The sequence below is a fragment of the Marichromatium sp. AB32 genome (genome assembly GCF_003718675.1).
GTDB lineage: Bacteria > Pseudomonadota > Gammaproteobacteria > Chromatiales > Chromatiaceae > Marichromatium > Marichromatium gracile.
Window position 1 is genome coordinate 160,815 of record NZ_RHFJ01000001.1, and the last position, 14,600, is coordinate 175,414.

General features: G+C 67.4%; 15 protein-coding genes. All 15 read right to left on the bottom strand.

What is annotated here, in order from left to right:
• Positions 1-17: 17 nt before the first annotated feature.
• The gene (gene flhA, locus EBL85_RS00815; protein WP_123140802.1) at positions 18-2,129 is read right to left on the bottom strand and encodes a flagellar biosynthesis protein FlhA; all 2,112 of its coding nucleotides are present in this window, start codon (positions 2,127-2,129) and stop codon (positions 18-20) included.
• On the bottom strand, positions 2,129-3,283 hold the full coding sequence (gene flhB, locus EBL85_RS00820; protein ID WP_123141882.1) for a flagellar biosynthesis protein FlhB: 1,155 nt from the start codon (positions 3,281-3,283) through the stop codon (positions 2,129-2,131). The genes flhA and flhB overlap by 1 nt, the downstream gene beginning before the upstream one ends.
• Before the next feature lies 1 nt (position 3,284).
• Positions 3,285-4,058: a flagellar biosynthetic protein FliR gene (fliR, locus tag EBL85_RS00825; RefSeq protein ID WP_123140804.1), complete on the bottom strand. Its 774-nt coding sequence runs from the start codon at positions 4,056-4,058 to the stop codon at positions 3,285-3,287.
• A 7-nt stretch (positions 4,059-4,065) separates the two neighbouring features.
• Complete coding sequence (gene fliQ, locus EBL85_RS00830; RefSeq protein ID WP_005224619.1) at positions 4,066-4,335, bottom strand: flagellar biosynthesis protein FliQ; 270 nt, start codon at positions 4,333-4,335, stop codon at positions 4,066-4,068.
• A gap of 10 nt (positions 4,336-4,345) precedes the next feature.
• Positions 4,346-5,089 (bottom strand): flagellar type III secretion system pore protein FliP, encoded by a 744-nt coding sequence (gene fliP / locus EBL85_RS00835; protein ID WP_123140805.1) that lies wholly within the window; start codon positions 5,087-5,089, stop codon positions 4,346-4,348.
• Positions 5,086-5,505 carry a flagellar biosynthetic protein FliO gene (gene fliO, locus EBL85_RS00840; RefSeq protein WP_223805975.1) on the bottom strand — a complete coding sequence of 140 codons (420 nt, stop codon included), beginning with the start codon at positions 5,503-5,505 and terminating at the stop codon, positions 5,086-5,088. Before fliO ends, fliP begins: the two co-directional genes overlap by 4 nt.
• 5 nt (positions 5,506-5,510) lie before the next feature.
• A complete protein-coding gene (gene fliN, locus EBL85_RS00845; RefSeq protein WP_190287937.1) occupies positions 5,511-5,966 on the bottom strand; it encodes a flagellar motor switch protein FliN in 456 nt (151 codons plus the stop codon).
• Positions 5,963-6,961: a flagellar motor switch protein FliM gene (fliM, locus tag EBL85_RS00850; protein ID WP_123140808.1), complete on the bottom strand. Its 999-nt coding sequence runs from the start codon at positions 6,959-6,961 to the stop codon at positions 5,963-5,965. Before fliM ends, fliN begins: the two co-directional genes overlap by 4 nt.
• A 16-nt stretch (positions 6,962-6,977) precedes the next feature.
• A complete protein-coding gene (gene fliL / locus EBL85_RS00855) occupies positions 6,978-7,520 on the bottom strand; it encodes a flagellar basal body-associated protein FliL (protein ID WP_123140809.1) in 543 nt (180 codons plus the stop codon).
• Between the two features lie 261 nt (positions 7,521-7,781).
• Entirely contained in the window at positions 7,782-9,194 is a 1,413-nt protein-coding gene (locus tag EBL85_RS00860) for a flagellar hook-length control protein FliK (protein WP_123141884.1), read from the bottom strand.
• A 71-nt stretch (positions 9,195-9,265) separates the two neighbouring features.
• On the bottom strand, positions 9,266-9,703 hold the full coding sequence (gene fliJ / locus EBL85_RS00865; protein ID WP_123140811.1) for a flagellar export protein FliJ: 438 nt from the start codon (positions 9,701-9,703) through the stop codon (positions 9,266-9,268).
• Entirely contained in the window at positions 9,700-11,079 is a 1,380-nt protein-coding gene (fliI, locus tag EBL85_RS00870) for a flagellar protein export ATPase FliI (RefSeq protein WP_123140812.1), read from the bottom strand. Before fliI ends, fliJ begins: the two co-directional genes overlap by 4 nt.
• A complete protein-coding gene (locus tag EBL85_RS00875; protein ID WP_123140813.1) occupies positions 11,076-11,915 on the bottom strand; it encodes a FliH/SctL family protein in 840 nt (279 codons plus the stop codon). Before EBL85_RS00875 ends, fliI begins: the two co-directional genes overlap by 4 nt.
• Positions 11,912-12,922, bottom strand: coding sequence for a flagellar motor switch protein FliG (gene fliG / locus EBL85_RS00880; RefSeq protein ID WP_123141885.1), 1,011 nt, complete (start codon positions 12,920-12,922; stop codon positions 11,912-11,914). The genes EBL85_RS00875 and fliG overlap by 4 nt, the downstream gene beginning before the upstream one ends.
• Positions 12,912-14,567, bottom strand: coding sequence for a flagellar basal-body MS-ring/collar protein FliF (gene fliF, locus EBL85_RS00885; protein WP_123140815.1), 1,656 nt, complete (start codon positions 14,565-14,567; stop codon positions 12,912-12,914). Before fliF ends, fliG begins: the two co-directional genes overlap by 11 nt.
• Positions 14,568-14,600 lie beyond the last annotated feature (33 nt).

Genomic DNA, 14,600 nt, shown 5'->3' on the forward strand with positions numbered 1-14,600 from the left:
TACTCCTGCTCGCTCAATCATGCCTTTGCCGGAGCGGCGTCGCCCTGCCCCACGGTGGCCACCACCCGGATCTTGCGGTTGTCCGGGATCTCGGTGAAGGCCAGCACCGTCAGGCTGCTGACGGCGCCGCGCAACCAGCTCGCGACCCAGGTACGGATCTCCGGGGCGACCACCAGCACCGCTGGCGCCCCCTCCATCTCCTGGCGTCTGGCCGCGTCGGCCACCGAACGCTGAACCCGCTCAGCCAGTCCGGGTTCGAGCCCGACGGTCTCGCCCTGACTGCCTCGCAGCGACTTATGCAAGAGTTGCTCCAATGTTGGCTCAAGGGCGATCAACGGCAGCTCGCCCGCAGGCCCGACCAGGTCCTGGACGATCGAGCGCGCCAGCGCGACCCGCACCGCCGCGGTCAGAGCGCCGGGATCTTGACTCTTCTGCGCCTGCTCCGCCAGGGTCTCGGCGATGGTGCGCATGTCGCGGATCGAGACCTGCTCGGCGAGCAGGTTCTGCATCACCTTGAGGATCGCGCTCAACGACAGCGTCTTCGAGAGCAGGTTCTCGACCAGCTTGGGCGAGCGCCGGCCGAGCTGATCGAGCAGGTGCTGGACCTCTTCGTGACCGATCAGTCGGTGGGCATTCTCGCGAAACACCTGCGAGAGATGGGTGGCGATCACGGTCGCGGCATCGACCACGGTGTAGCCCGCGCCCTGGGCGTTCTCGCGATCGCTCGGATCGATCCACAACGCATCGAGGTTGAAGGTCGGGTCCTTGGTCGGGGTGCCGGGGACGGTGCCGAAGACCTGTCCCGGGTTGATCGCCAGCTCGCGATCGGGGAAGACCTCGGCCTCGGCCTGGGTGACCCCGAGCAGCGAGATACGGTAGTGGTTGGGACCGAGCTCGAGGTTATCGCGGATGTGCACCGGCTGGATGAGAAATCCGAGCTCCTGCGAGAGCTTGCGCCGAATGCCCTTGATCCGTCCCATCAGCTGCCCGTTCTGGCCGCGATCGACCAGCGGGATGAGCCGGTAGCCGACCTCGAGCGCGACCAGGTCGACCGGCGGCACATCCTCCCAGGAGAGTTCGCGCTCCTCCGGCGCCGGCGGCATCTCCACCCCGGGCGGGAGCTGGTCGACCTCCTCGGCGCCGGCCGGCTGGGCGCTGCGACGACTGAGCAGATAGCCGCCGCCGGCCATCATCGCCGCAAGCCCGAGGAAGACCATATTCGGCATCCCCGGGATGGCGCCGAGGATGCCGAGCACGGCGGCGGCGACGAACAGTGCCCGCGGGTTCTCGAACATCTGTCCGAACACCTGCTGCCCCATGTCCTGCGCCGTCGAGGTGCGGGTGACGATGATCGCCGTGGCCGAGGAGAGCATCAGCGAGGGGATCTGCGCCACCAGCCCGTCGCCGATGGTCAACAGCACATAGACGTTGCCGGCCTCGCCGAAGGACATGCCGTGCTGGGTGGTGCCGATGACGATGCCGCCGAGGATATTGATGAAGAGGATGAGGATGCCGGCGATGGCGTCCCCGCGCACGAACTTGCTCGCACCATCCATCGAGCCGTAGAAGTCGGCCTCCTGGGCGATGTCCTCGCGCCGCGTACGCGCCTCGTCCTGGGTGATCAGCCCGGAGTTGAGATCGGCGTCGATGGCCATCTGCTTGCCCGGCATGGCATCGAGGGTAAAACGCGCGCTGACCTCGGAGATACGCCCCGCGCCCTTGGTGACCACCACGAAGTTGATGATCACCAGGATGGTGAAGACCACCAGACCGACGGCGAAGTTACCGCCGAGCACGAAGTCGCCGAAGGCCTGGATCACCTGCCCGGCGGCATCGGTGCCATCGGCGCCGCGCAGCAGGATCACCCGGGTCGAGGCGACGTTGAGCGCAAGACGCAGCAGGGTGGCGAGCAGCAACACCGAGGGGAAGGCGGCGAAATCGACCGGGCGCGGGGTGTAGACGGCCACCATCACCACGATCAGCGACAGCGAGATGTTGAAGGTGAACAGCAGATCGAGCGCCAGCGGCGGCAGCGGCAGCACCATCATCGACAGCAGCGCGATGAGCAGCAGCGGCGCGCCCAGCCCGAGCCGGCTCAGGCCCCCGAGGCGTTCACTGAATCCGGCCACTAGCGTTTACCCCGTGCGGCGCGGGCGGCCTCGCGCGGATCGAGATATTCATCGGGCACAGGCAGATCGGTCGGCATCGATACCTCGGGGTCGTGACGCTTGAGCTGATAGACATAGGCGAGGATGCGCGCCACGGCGACGAACAACCCACCGGGGATCTCCTCGCCGAGATCGGTGGTGAAATAGATCGCACGCGCCACCCGCGGCGCCTCCACCCGGATGATGTCGTGCTCGTCGGCGAGCCCGCGAATCGCCCCGGCGACCTCGCCAACCCCTTTGGCGAGCAGCCGTGGAGCACGCATTCGCGCCGGCTCGTAGACGATGGCCACGGCATAGCGGGTGGGGTTGGTGATGACCACGTCGGCCTTGGGCACCTCGGCCATCATCCGCCGGCTGGCCATCTCCTGCTGCAGTTGACGGATGCGTCCCTTGACCTCGGGCTTGCCGTCGGTCTCCTTGTACTCGTCCTTGAGCTCCTGACGGGTCATGCGCAGCTGCTTGTTGTGGTTCCACAGCTGGAAGGGTACGTCGACCGCAGCAATCAGCACCAGCGCCGCCGAGACCAGCAGAAAGATCCATACTGCCATGTCGGCGGTATGGAAGATCGCCTCCTTGAGCGGCTCCTCGCCGAGATGCAGCAACTCGTCGGAAACGCTCCAGAGCACCATGCCGGCGACCAGGGAGACGATCACGAACTTGGCAAGTGTCTTGCCAAGTTCGAGCAGTGCCTGGGCGGAGAATTGGCGCTTGATCCCCTTGAGCGGATTGAGCTTGTCGAGCTTGGGGGACATCGCCTGCGCCGAGAAGTTGGCACCGCCGATCAGGATCGGCCCGAGTAGCGCGACGACGAAGAGCAGCGCAAAGAGCGGCGCGAGGGTCAGCAGCGCGCGACCGATCTGGCTGGCCAGATAGGGCAGCAGTCGCTGGGTGTCGTAGAACAGCTCGCGCTCCAGGGTGAAGCCATCGGCCATCTGGGCGGCGAGCTGGCCGCCGAGATGACCACCGAAGAACACCATGAAGCCGGCACCGGCGAGCAACACCGTCAGGGTGTTGAACTCTCGCGAGCGTGGCACCTGGCCTTTTTCGCGCGCCTCGCGTTGGCGTTTGGCGGTCGGTTCTTCGGTTTTTTCCTGGCCGTTCTCGTTCTCGGCCATGTCACACCCCGAGCAGCCGCTGGATCAGCAGGAAAGCGGCGGTGAGCAGATCCCCGATCCGCGCCGGCAGCCCCGGCAGGATAAGTATGATGAGCACGAACCCCATCAGCAGGGTCACCGGGAAACCGACCGCGAAGATGTTGAGCTGAGGCGCGGCACGGGTGACCACGCCCATGGCGAGATTGACCAGCAACAACGAGGCCACCGCCGGCAGCGCGATCAGCAAGGCGCCGGCGAACATGGTGGTACCGAACCCGGCGATGCGCCAGAAGTCCTCGGCAACCAGCCCCTGCATCCCCACCGGCATCACCTCGAAGCTCAGGGTCATCAGCTGGAGCAACACCAGATGGGCATCGAAGGCGAGGAACAGCAACGTGGTGAGGATCACGAAGTACTGCGACACCATCGGCACCTGTACCCCGCCGGCGGGGTCGATCACCGAGGCGAAGCCCAATCCCATCGACAAGGCAATGCTCTCGCCGGCCAGGGTCACGGCGGCGAAGACCAGCTGGGCGACAAAGCCCATCATGACACCGATCAGCACCTGCTGGAGGGCGACCACCAACCCCTCCATGCTGAGTGGATCGATGGCGGGAAACGGTGGCAACAGGGGTGCGACCAGGATCGCCAGCAACAAGCCCAGCGACAGCCGGACACGGGCGTTGACGGTCCGGGCGCCGAAGATCGGTGCGACCAGCAGCATGGCGCTGATGCGCACAAAGGGCCAGACGAACATCCCCACCCAGTCGAGCAGGGTGTCGAACGAGATCACCATCCGCGGTTCAGCCGATCAGCTCGGGGATGCTGTGATAAAGCCTGATGGTGTAGTCGGTGACCAGCGCCAGCATCCAGTGGCCGGTGAACAGCAGCGCCACCCCCATGCCGAGCAGCTTGGGGATGAAGGTCAGCGTCATCTCCTGGATCTGGGTGGCGGCCTGGATCATCCCGATCGCCAGACCGACGGCGAGCGCGGTCAGCAGCGCCGGGGCCGAGAGCAGCACCACGACCATGCCCGCGTCCTTGCCGACGTCGATCACCATTTCGGGAGTCATAGCATCATCCTCAACTGTAGAAACTCTGCGCCAGGGTGCCCATCAGCAGCGGCCAGCCGTCGATCAGCACGAACAGCATGATCTTGAACGGCAACGAGATGATCAGCGGCGAGAGCATCATCATGCCCATCGACATCAGCACGCTGGCCACCACCAGATCGATGATCAGGAAGGGGATCAGGATGAGGAAGCCGATCTGGAAGGCGGTCTTGAGTTCGCTGGTGACGAAGGCCGGCACCAGCATGCTCAAGGGGATCGCCTCGGGCGAGTCGAAACCGTCGATGCCGCGGATCTCGGCGAACATCGCCAGGTCGGTCTCGCGGGTCTGGGCGATCATGAAGCGCCGCAGCGGCTCCACCGCCTGACCGATCGCCGCCTCGGTGCTGATTTCCTCGTCCATGTAGGGCTTGACCGCGGTGTCGTAGACCTCCTGGAACACCGGCGCCATGATGAACAGGGTGAGAAACAGCGCCAGCCCGAGGAGCACCTGGTTGGAGGGCGTCTGGGTGGTCCCCAGCCCCTGGCGCAACAACGCCAGCACCACGATGATGCGGGTGAAGGAGGTCATCATGATCAGCACCGACGGCAGCAGCGTCAGCAGCGTCATCAACAGCAGCACCTGGAGGGTGACCGAGTAGGTCTGCCCACCGTCGGCGCCATCGGTGACGGTCACCGCAGCAAGCCCCCCCGGCTGCCCCAGGGCGAGCCCCGGCAGCAACAGCAACGCGAGCAACAACCAGTGACGCGCGCTCACGACCGCCCCCGCCGACTCAGACTCTGCTTGAGCAGCGTAGCGAAATCGACCCCGCCACCGTTCTCCGGCGGCGCGACGCTCACCGGCTTGCGCAGCCGGTGCAGGGTACGCATGCCGGTGGCGCCGGCGGCGATCAGCAGCTGCTCCTCGCCGACCTGGACCAGCAGCAGTCGGTCGCGCGCACCGATGGCGCGTACCGCGAGGATCGAGATCGGCTGGTCAGCGGCCCGCCCCACCCCGCCGGGCAGCCGGCGCAGCAGCCAGGCCAGGCCGAGGATGGCGGCGATCACCAGCACCAGCGCGCCGAAGAGCTGCGCCAGATATCCGGCGCTGGTCAGCTCGACATCGGCGCACCAGGCCGCCCCCGGGAGCAGCGCCAGGATGCCGACGAGGATTGGCGTCGAGCTCGACCGCATTGATCTCATTTGAGTTTTCGCACACGCTCGCTGGGACTGATGACGTCGGTCAGACGGATACCGAACTTCTCGTTGACCACCACGACTTCACCATGAGCAATGAGCGTGCCATTGACCAGGACGTCGAGCGGCGCACCGGCCAGCCGGTCGAGCTCCACCACCGAGCCCTGATTGAGCTGGAGCAGGTTGCGGATCGGGATCTTGGCCCGGCCGATCTCCATCGAGATGGTCACCGGCACGTCGAGGATCATGTTGAGGTTGACGTTGTCCGACGGCGGCGTCTGATTGTCGGTGAAGTCCTCCGGCGTCATCGGCTGTGGCGAACCGGCGCCGAACTCATGGATGGCCCCACCCGGCGTCGTCTGCGGCGGGGTATCGGACTCCTTCTGCTCCTCGAGTGCCGCCGCCCAGTCGTCGGCCAGCGCGGCATCGTCCTGGCCCTTGCCTTTCTCCGGACTCATGGCGTCGTCGTCTCCTTGCTCCCTTGCAGGAATTCAGTGATCTTGATGGCGTTGTTGCCGTTCGAGGTGCCGAACTTGCCCCGAAATGTCGGGATATCCTCGACGTTGAGCACCACGGTCTCCGGCAGCTCGACCGGGATGATGTCGCCGGGGCGGACATCGAGCAGTTCGCGCACCGTCAAGGTCGCCTCGGTGAGCATCGAGAAGATCTCCACCTCGGCGATCTGCACCTCCTCCTGGAGCGCGTGCAACCAACGCTCGTCGACCCCGGAGCGGTCGGACTGCAGACCGGTGTCGAGCAGCTCGCGGATCGGCTCGATCATCGAGTAGGGCAGGGTCACGTGGAGGTTGCCGCCGCCGCCCTCGAGTTCGATGTGGAAATCGTTGATCACCACGATCTCGGTGGGACTGACGATGTTGGCGAACTGCGGATTGACCTCCGAGTTGACGTACTCGAAGGTCAGGTCCATCACCGGCTCCCAGGCCTTCTTCATGTCGTCGAAGGCGGCATGGAGCAGGTTCTGGATGACGCGCAGCTCCATCGGGGTGAAGTCACGGCCCTCGATGCGCGAGTAATAGCGCCCGTCGCCGCCGAAGAAGTTGTCGACCAGGGTGAACACCAGTCGCGGGTCGAAGACGAACAACGCGGTGCCGTGCAGCGGCGTCACCCGCACCAGGTTGAGGCTGGTGGGGACGTAGAGCGAGTGGATGTACTCGGAGAACTTGGTGACCTTGGTGCCGACCACCGAGATCTCCGAGGAGCGACGCAACAGGTTGAACAGGTGCACGCGCAGATAGCGGGCGAAGCGCTCGTTGATCATGTCGAGCGTGGGCATTCGCCCACGCACGATGCGCTCCTCGCTGGCGAGATTGAAGGGCCGGATCTGGCCATCGGCCGGATAGGGGTTGTCCTCGGTATCGATATCCCCGCTGTCGACACCATGCAACAGCGCATCGATCTCGTCCTGACTGAGGATGTCGGTCTGCTGGGCCATCGCCGCCTGTCCTCTGTTACTGCATCACCAGATCGGTGAACAGGACGCCCTCGATCCGTGCCGGCTCGCCGACCTTGATCAGCGCCGCGCTGAGCATCTCGGTGAGCGCCGCACGCAACGCGTCCTTGCCCTCAGGGGTGTTGAGCTGGGCATAGTCCTGCGCGGCCAGATGAGCCAGGAAGTCGTTGCGGATCATCGGCATGTGCTTCTCGATGGCGGCCGCCACCGCCTCGTCACGGGTCATCACCGTTACCCCGACACGGAGGAAGCGTACCGGCCCCTCGGCCGACAGATTGACCGTCATCGAGTCGAGCGGACGGTAGATCATCGGTCCCAGCGGAGCCGCCGGCGCTGCGGCGCCGGGCGCGACCATCTCGGTGCCCTGCTCGGCCGCCTCCTCACCCTCGGCCTCGGGATCATCGCCGCCCATCAGGAAGAAATAGGCCGCTCCCCCACCGCCGGCGAGGACCAGCACCACCAGCAGGATCAGGATGATCAGCTTCCACTTACCCGACGGTTTCGCGGCCTCGTCGGTCTCGGCCTTCTTGTTCTTCGCCATGGTTCACCCGAATTGACTGGCATCCGCGCGGGATGCGGATTGACTCCATCCGTGGAGCGGATCATGCCGCGATAGCGGAGACGACCAGGCGCGTCAGGATATTGACACCACTGGAGCGTCGAGCCTCGGGCACGCGCCGGACGCACGACGCGGCACCAGACCAGGCCGCGCGCCCGCACATCGGAGCAGTCTATCAAAGCCCGATGACTGGACGTAGGGAGGCGGGAACGGCGCTCGGCCGGGAGGACGGTAACGCCGCGATCAGACGAACAGATCGAGCCGTTGCGACAGGGCGCCGAGGGTGCTGTGGGTCAAGGGCTCGCCGGTCTCTCCCGGATCGCCACCACCCTCGCCACGACCGGCGCCACCGTCACGATCGGCCTGGGAACCGCGATCCTGTTGCTGCGGCGGCTGGTCGGCAATGGTCACCTCGCCGAGCGACATCCCCTCCTGGGCCAGCGAGTCGCGCAGCCGCGGCAATGCCGCCTCGAGCACCTCGCGGGCGACTGGGTTGGCGGCGAAGAACTGCACATTGGCCTTGTCGCCCTCCATCGCCACCCGTACCTCGAGCGCCCCCAGGCTCGGCGGGTGCAGCTTGATCTCGGCCGCATCCTCTCCGGCGCGAGCCAGCCACTGCATGCGCTCGACCAGCGCACGCTCGCCCCCCGGGCGCAGTAGCTGCTGGAAATCGAGCACCAGCGGGCGACTGGTCTCGGCGCCCGCCGGCTGAGTCGTCGCGCCGGTGCCGGTCGGCGCCGACACCGCAAGCCGCGAGTCCTGGTCTCGCTCCTGCTCGACAACCGAGGCGCCATCATGACCGCCCCAGCGCTGCAACAGCTCGAACAACGCCTCGCGCGAGAATTCACGACTGCCGTCGATCTCCGGCTGGAGCGCACGCGTCAGCCCCGGCGACAACGACAGGGCCGCAAGATCAGCACCCTCGCCCGACCTCACCGCCCCCCTGAGCAAGGCCTCGGGATCGGCATCGCTGCCGTCCGTCGTCACCGACTGCAACAACGACCGCAGGACCGGCGCCAGCGTCTCGAGTCCGTCCTCGGTCGACGCCCCACCCCCCTGTTGCTGGAGCAGCGCCGTCAGGCTTGCACGCTCCGCCGCCGAGAGCTCGACGCTGCTCGTCTCGCCTCGCAGCAACCCCCGCAGCCGCGCCACCAGATCGTCGGCACCATCGGCACTCTCGGTGCCGGTGGTCGCGGCATCGAGCTGGGCCTGCAATGCGTTGAGCAGGGCCTCGCCGCGCCCCGCCATCTCCTCACCGGGCAGCCGCGCGCCGAGCGCCCGGCCCTGTCCGAGCGGAAGTTGCTGCAACGCGGCGAGCACCACGGCCTCCCCCGTGCTCGGCCCGCTGCCCGGGAGTGCGGTCGCGACCACGCCCCCGCTCGGGACGACAGCGCTCGGCATCTCGGCGGGGAGTTGCTGGAGCAAGGCGACCAGCGAGGCCAAGGCCTCATCCGGGGTCTCGGCCCCCTGCAACTCGGAGTCGAGCTGTTCGAGGTCGACGCCCCAGCCCGAGAGCAGCTCGCGCAGCTGGCCCTCGAGCGCCTCGGTGAAGGCGCCTCCCTCCCCCGCGGGATCAACCGCCGCCGCCCCGGTCGTGGCGCCGGAGAGCAGCTGCAACAGGCCATATGGCTGTAACTGAGCTGTTTGCGCTTGCATGACCGCGATCCTCGCTATTGATGAAGGGGGCTTGCACCGCCCCGGTTAGGCGCCTGTCGCATCAGCGGGCCTCATTCCTGGTGACGCTGATCGAAGGCGCGCCGGGTCGCCCACATGTCCTGTTCGCGCTGCTGGCGACGCCCTTCCTGGAGCGCCTCCTGTTCACGACGTCGCTCGATCAGCTTGTCCAGCGACAGGCTCGCCTGATGGCGCTCGAGCCAGAACGCACGGGCCTGATCGACCTGTGCCTGAGCGGCATCGACACGCAGCTCCTGCTGATCGAGGGCCTCGCGCAGCTGATCGCGCATCCGCGCCAACTGCTTGAGCATGTTGACATCCTCCGGCACCAGGGCGTTCAGATAGTCGTTGAGATAGCGCTCGAGCTGCTCGCGCTGGGCCTCGACCTGGTTGAGGGTGTCGAGCCGCGCGGCGAGCCCCACCGCGGCCTCGTTCTCCTGCGCCTCGCGGATGCGCAGCAGGCGCTTGAAACGACGGATGCCGGCGCTCACGGCCCACCCCGCATCAGCGCGATCAGGCTGTCGCGGGCCTCCTCGAAGGTCACGCACTCGCTGCGCTGCTGGGCGAGATAGGCCTCGAGACGCGGGTACATCGCCACCGCCTCGTCGAGCTGGGGATCGGTGCCCTTGCGATAGGCGCCGACGGCGATCAGGTCGCGGTTGGCGGCATAGGTGGCCATCATGCCGCGAAAGCGCCGCGCCGCCTGTTCGTGTTCGGGGCTGATCAGCGCGCTCATCACCCGCGAGACCGAGGCGCCGACGTCGATCGCCGGATAGCGCCCGCTCTGGGCGATCTCGCGCGAGAGCACCACGTGCCCGTCGAGGATGCCGCGCGCGGCGTCGACGATCGGGTCGTTCTGGTCGTCGCCCTCGGCGAGCACGGTGTAGAAGGCGGTGATCGAGCCGCCGCCCTTGTCACCGTTGCCGGCGCGCTCGACCAGCGCGGGCAGGCGCGCGAACACCGAGGCCGAGTAGCCCTTGGTCGCCGGCGGCTCGCCGATGGCCATGGAGATCTCGCGCGCGCCCTGGGCAAAACGCGTCAGCGAGTCCATCAGCAACAGCACGTCGAGCCCCTGGTCGCGGAAGTACTCGGCCACCGTGGTCGCCACCAGCGCGCCGTGCTGACGCAGCAGCGGCGACTGGTCGGCCGGCACCGCCACCACCACGGTGCGCCGGCGCGACTCGTCGTCGAGGATGTCGTGGATGAACTCGTTGACCTCGCGACCGCGCTCGCCGATCAGCCCGACGACGATGACGTCGGCGGCGGTGAACCGGGTCATCATCCCCAAGAGCACGCTCTTGCCCACGCCACTGCCGGCGAACAGCCCGAGGCGCTGACCGCGACCGACGGTGAGCAGTCCATTGAGGGTGCGCACGCCGACATCGAGCTGGGTGCGGATCGGGTCGCGGGTGAGCGGATTGATCGGGCGCCCGTCGATCGGCATCTCTTGCTGCGCGCGCAGCGGCCCGGCGCCGTCGAGTGGCTCGCCGTTGGCGTCGATCACCCGCCCCAACAACTGCGGCCCGACGGCGATGCGCCGCTGCTGGTCGAGCGGCTCGATCCGCGCCCCCGGCACCAGTCCCTCGATCCGCCCCTCGGGCATCAGGAAGGTGCGCTCGCCCTGGAAGCCGACCACCTCGGCCGAGACCCGACCACCGCTGGCGGTATGGATGGCCGCGCGCCCGCCGACCGGTAGCCGGATCCCCTCGGCCTCGAGGGTCAGTCCGACCATCCGCGAGAGCTGCCCCTCGGGCTGGGGCGGCGCCACCTTGTCGATGCGCCGCCCCGATTGTGCCAGGCGCTCGCGCAACCCGCTGACCAGATCGCGGGTGCCCTGCTCGCGCAATCCATCGATCAGCTCGCTCATCGCTGCTCGACCTCTTCATCGGCCAGTGCGACGTCTCCCGTCTCCGGCGCGGCGTCAACGTCGGTAACGGCAGCATCCACCGAAGCCGCCGGCGACAAGGACTCGGCGCCGTCGACCACTGGCTCGTCAGGCGCCGGTTCGACCTCCCCCCAGAGCGCCTCGACACTCTGACGCAACCGCTCCTCGAGGGTGGCGTCGATCCGACTCGGGCCACTCTCGATGGTGCAGCCGCCACGGGCGACACCCGGGTCCGGGCGCCAGCTGATGCGCTCGTCACGGTCACGGGCATAGGCCTCGAGGATCTCCGCGTCCTCGGGGTTGATGCGCACGCGGATCTCGCGATTGCGCGAGGGCAGCTGCCCGAGCGCACTGCCGAGCACCCGGGCGACGTGTTCCGGGTGCTGCTCGAGCTCGGCCATCACCACCCGTCGCGCCATCGCCACCACCAGTGCCAGCAGCTCGGGCTCGAGCGCATCGGCGGCGGCAGCCAGGGGATCGGCGAGATCGCGGGCCACGCCCTCGAGGGCTTCGACCGTCTCGCGTACCTTCTTGTCGTAGCGCGCCCGGCCCTCCTTCTCCGCCTCACCCTGGCCGAGTTCGCGCCCCTCCTTGTAGCCGGATTCGAAACCGGCCTCGTAACCGGCATCACGCGCGGCCTGCTCGATCGCCTCGATCTCGGCGGCGGTCGGCAGATAACGCTCGGGTTCGGGCTCGACCTCGGGTTCGGGCTCGGGTTCGGGCGCGGGCGGCGGCGCGCCGACATCCGGCGGCTGCCAGCGTTGCACCGGCCCGTCGAGCAGGTCGGCATAGAGCACCGAAGATCCGGAGCCGCTCACACCATCTGCTCCCCGCCGGCCCCGCCGAGAACGATGTCACCGCTCTCGGAGAGTCGACGCGCCACGGCAAGGATCTCCTTCTGCGCCCCCTCGACGTCGCTCAACCGCACCGGCCCCTTGGCCTCGAGGTCCTCGCGCAGCATCTCGGCGGCGCGCTTGGACATGTTCTTGAAGATCTTGTCCTTGAGCGCGTCATCGGCGCCCTTGAGCGCAAGCACCAGCGAGTCGGTGGAGATCTCGCGCAGCAGGGTCTGGATACCGCGATCGTCGACGTCGACCAGGCTCTCGAAGACGAACATCAGCTCCTGGATGCGTTCGCCGAGATCCTCGTCGACCTGGGTGACCCCGGACATCACGTTGGTGCTCTGCGAGGCGTCCATGAAGTTGAGGATGTCGGCGGCGGTCTTGACCCCGCCGACCATCGAGGACTTGGCGGTGTTCTTGCCCGAGAGCTGGCGCTCGAGGATCTCGTCGAGCTCGTGGAGCGCTGCGGGCTGGACGCCGTCGAGGGTGGCGATGCGCAGCACGATATCCGACTGCATCCGGTCGGGGAGATAGGAGAGGGTCTCGGCGGCCTGGTCGGCGTCGAGGTGCGAGAGCACGATGGCGACGATCTGCGGGTGTTCGTGACGGATCATCTCGGCGATGGCGCGCGGATCGAGCCACTTGAGCGCCTCGAGCCCCTTGGAGTTGCGACCGAGCAGGATGCGGTCGATCAGCCCCGAGGCCTTGTCCTCGCCGAGCGCGGAGTTGAGCACCGAGCGCACATAGTCCTCGGCGCCGATCCCGAGCGAGGTGTGCTCCATGGCCGTCTCCGAGAAACGTTTCAGCACATAGTCGATATCGGTGCGCGAGACCCGCTCGAGCGAGGCCATGGCGGTGCCGATCTTCTGCACCTCCTTCGGTCCCATGTGCTTGAGCACCTCGGCGGCTGGCCCCTCACCGATGCTCATCAGGAAGATTGCCACCTGCTCGGGGCCGGGGCGCTTGGACGGATCAGTTGCCATCTTCGTTCAGCCAGCTCTTCATCACCTGTGCCACGCGTTTCGGATCCTCTTTGACCAGCTCGCGCACCGCCTCGAGATCGACCTGCTGCTGATCCCCGTCCTTCGGCCCGGTGAGCGCGGCGATCGCCGCGCTCTGCTGGGTGATCGCCACGGTATCCTCGCCGAGCTCGCCCTCGCCGCCGGCCCCACCGCCCTCGCCCGACTGGTCCTCGAGCGCGGCGGCAGCCTCGTCGGCGGACGGCGGCGCGAGCTGACGTACCGCCGGACGCACGATGGTCAAGAGTACCATCAGCGCGAGGATCAGCCCGGCGCCGATCTTGGCCAGCTCGAGGAACCACGGCTGGGTCCAGACCGGCTCGGCGTCGGTGGTGTCGGCGGGCGTGAACGAGGCGGTGATCACGTTGAGCGAATCATTGCGCGCATCGTCGAACCCCACCGCCTCACGCACCAGCGCGCGAATGCTCGCCAGCTCCTCCTCCGTGCGCGGCACCCGCACCACCTCGCCTTCCTCGTTGAGCTCCTCGCGATAGTCGACCACCACCGCCGTCGACAGCCGGCGGATATTGCCCGGCATCTCGCGCACGTGCGAGATCGCGCGATCGATCTCGTAGTTGCGCGTCTTCTGCATGCTGCGACTGCTCGGCATCATCGGGTCGGCCACCGGCGCCGCGCCGACGGCGCCACCGGCCGGCGGCTGGTTGGTCAAGGCGCCGGGGATGCCGCCGATCGCCGGGTCGCTGCCGACGCGCTCCTGCTCGCTGAGCTGCTCGGAGCGCACCGCGGTGCGCTCGGGATCGAACGACTCCTGGGTGCGCTCGACGCGGGAGAAATCGATGTCCGCGGCCACCTGCACCCGCACCCCGTCGCGCCCGATGATCGGCACCAGCAGGGTCATCACCCGATCGACATAGCTGCTCTCGAGACGGCGGATGTAGTCGAGCTGGTCGGCCGAGGTCGACAACCCCATCTCGTCGTCGTTGCTGGTGAGCAGCCGACCGTGCTGGTCAACCACGGTGACCTGCTCGGGATCGAGCGCCGGGATGCTCGAGGACACCAGATGAACGATGGCTGCGACCTGGGTGTCGTTCAAGGCCCGGGTGCCGCGCAGATGGACCACCACCGAAGCGCTCGCCGGCTTGCGCTCGCGCACGAACACCGAGCGCTCGGGCAGCGCGAGATGAACCCGCGCACTCTCCACCGGATCGAGCGCCGCGATCGAGCGCGCCAGCTCGCCTTCGAGCGCACGCTGATGGCGCGCTCCTTCCATCAAGCGACTGGCGCCGAATCCCATGTCCTCCTGCAGCAGCTCGAAGCCGAAGTCCGAGGCGCGTGGCAGCCCCTGACCGGCGAGCAATAATCGGGTCTGGGCGATCTGGGCCTGGGGGATCTCGATCCGTCCGGAGAGTTCATCGATGCGGTAGGCCACGCCGAGCTGATCGAGCGCCTGAACCACCTCGGCGGCCTCGGCATTCTCCATCCGCGAGAACAGCGGCGCATAGGTCGGGCGCATCGCCCAGTAGAGGATGGCGCCAGCCACCACCAGACCACCGGCGATCATCCCCAGCAACGCGATCTGCCGACCCACCGGCAGTTCGTTGAAGGTCTTGATTCCAGTAGAAAAGGCGGCTGTCAGCGAAGACGCCATGGATGAATCTCTCCGTGGATCTGCGCGCCGTCA

Bases quoted from the DNA above. Each gene is read 5' to 3' on its own strand.
- flhB (WP_123141882.1), bottom strand. From the start codon at position 3,283: ATGGCCGAGAACGAGAACGGCCAGGAAAAAACCGAAGAACCGACCGCC.
- fliL (WP_123140809.1), bottom strand. From the start codon at position 7,520: ATGGCGAAGAACAAGAAGGCCGAGACCGACGAGGCCGCGAAACCGTCG.
- fliN (WP_190287937.1), bottom strand. From the start codon at position 5,966: ATGAGTCCGGAGAAAGGCAAGGGCCAGGACGATGCCGCGCTGGCCGAC.
- fliG (WP_123141885.1), bottom strand. From the start codon at position 12,922: ATGGCAACTGATCCGTCCAAGCGCCCCGGCCCCGAGCAGGTGGCAATC.
- fliR (WP_123140804.1), bottom strand. From the start codon at position 4,058: ATGGTGATCTCGTTCGACACCCTGCTCGACTGGGTGGGGATGTTCGTC.
- fliQ (WP_005224619.1), bottom strand. From the start codon at position 4,335: ATGACTCCCGAAATGGTGATCGACGTCGGCAAGGACGCGGGCATGGTC.
- fliM (WP_123140808.1), bottom strand. From the start codon at position 6,961: ATGGCCCAGCAGACCGACATCCTCAGTCAGGACGAGATCGATGCGCTG.
- fliI (WP_123140812.1), bottom strand. From the start codon at position 11,079: ATGAGCGAGCTGATCGATGGATTGCGCGAGCAGGGCACCCGCGATCTG.
- EBL85_RS00860 (WP_123141884.1), bottom strand. From the start codon at position 9,194: ATGCAAGCGCAAACAGCTCAGTTACAGCCATATGGCCTGTTGCAGCTG.
- fliO (WP_223805975.1), bottom strand. From the start codon at position 5,505: ATGCGGTCGAGCTCGACGCCAATCCTCGTCGGCATCCTGGCGCTGCTC.
- fliF (WP_123140815.1), bottom strand. From the start codon at position 14,567: ATGGCGTCTTCGCTGACAGCCGCCTTTTCTACTGGAATCAAGACCTTC.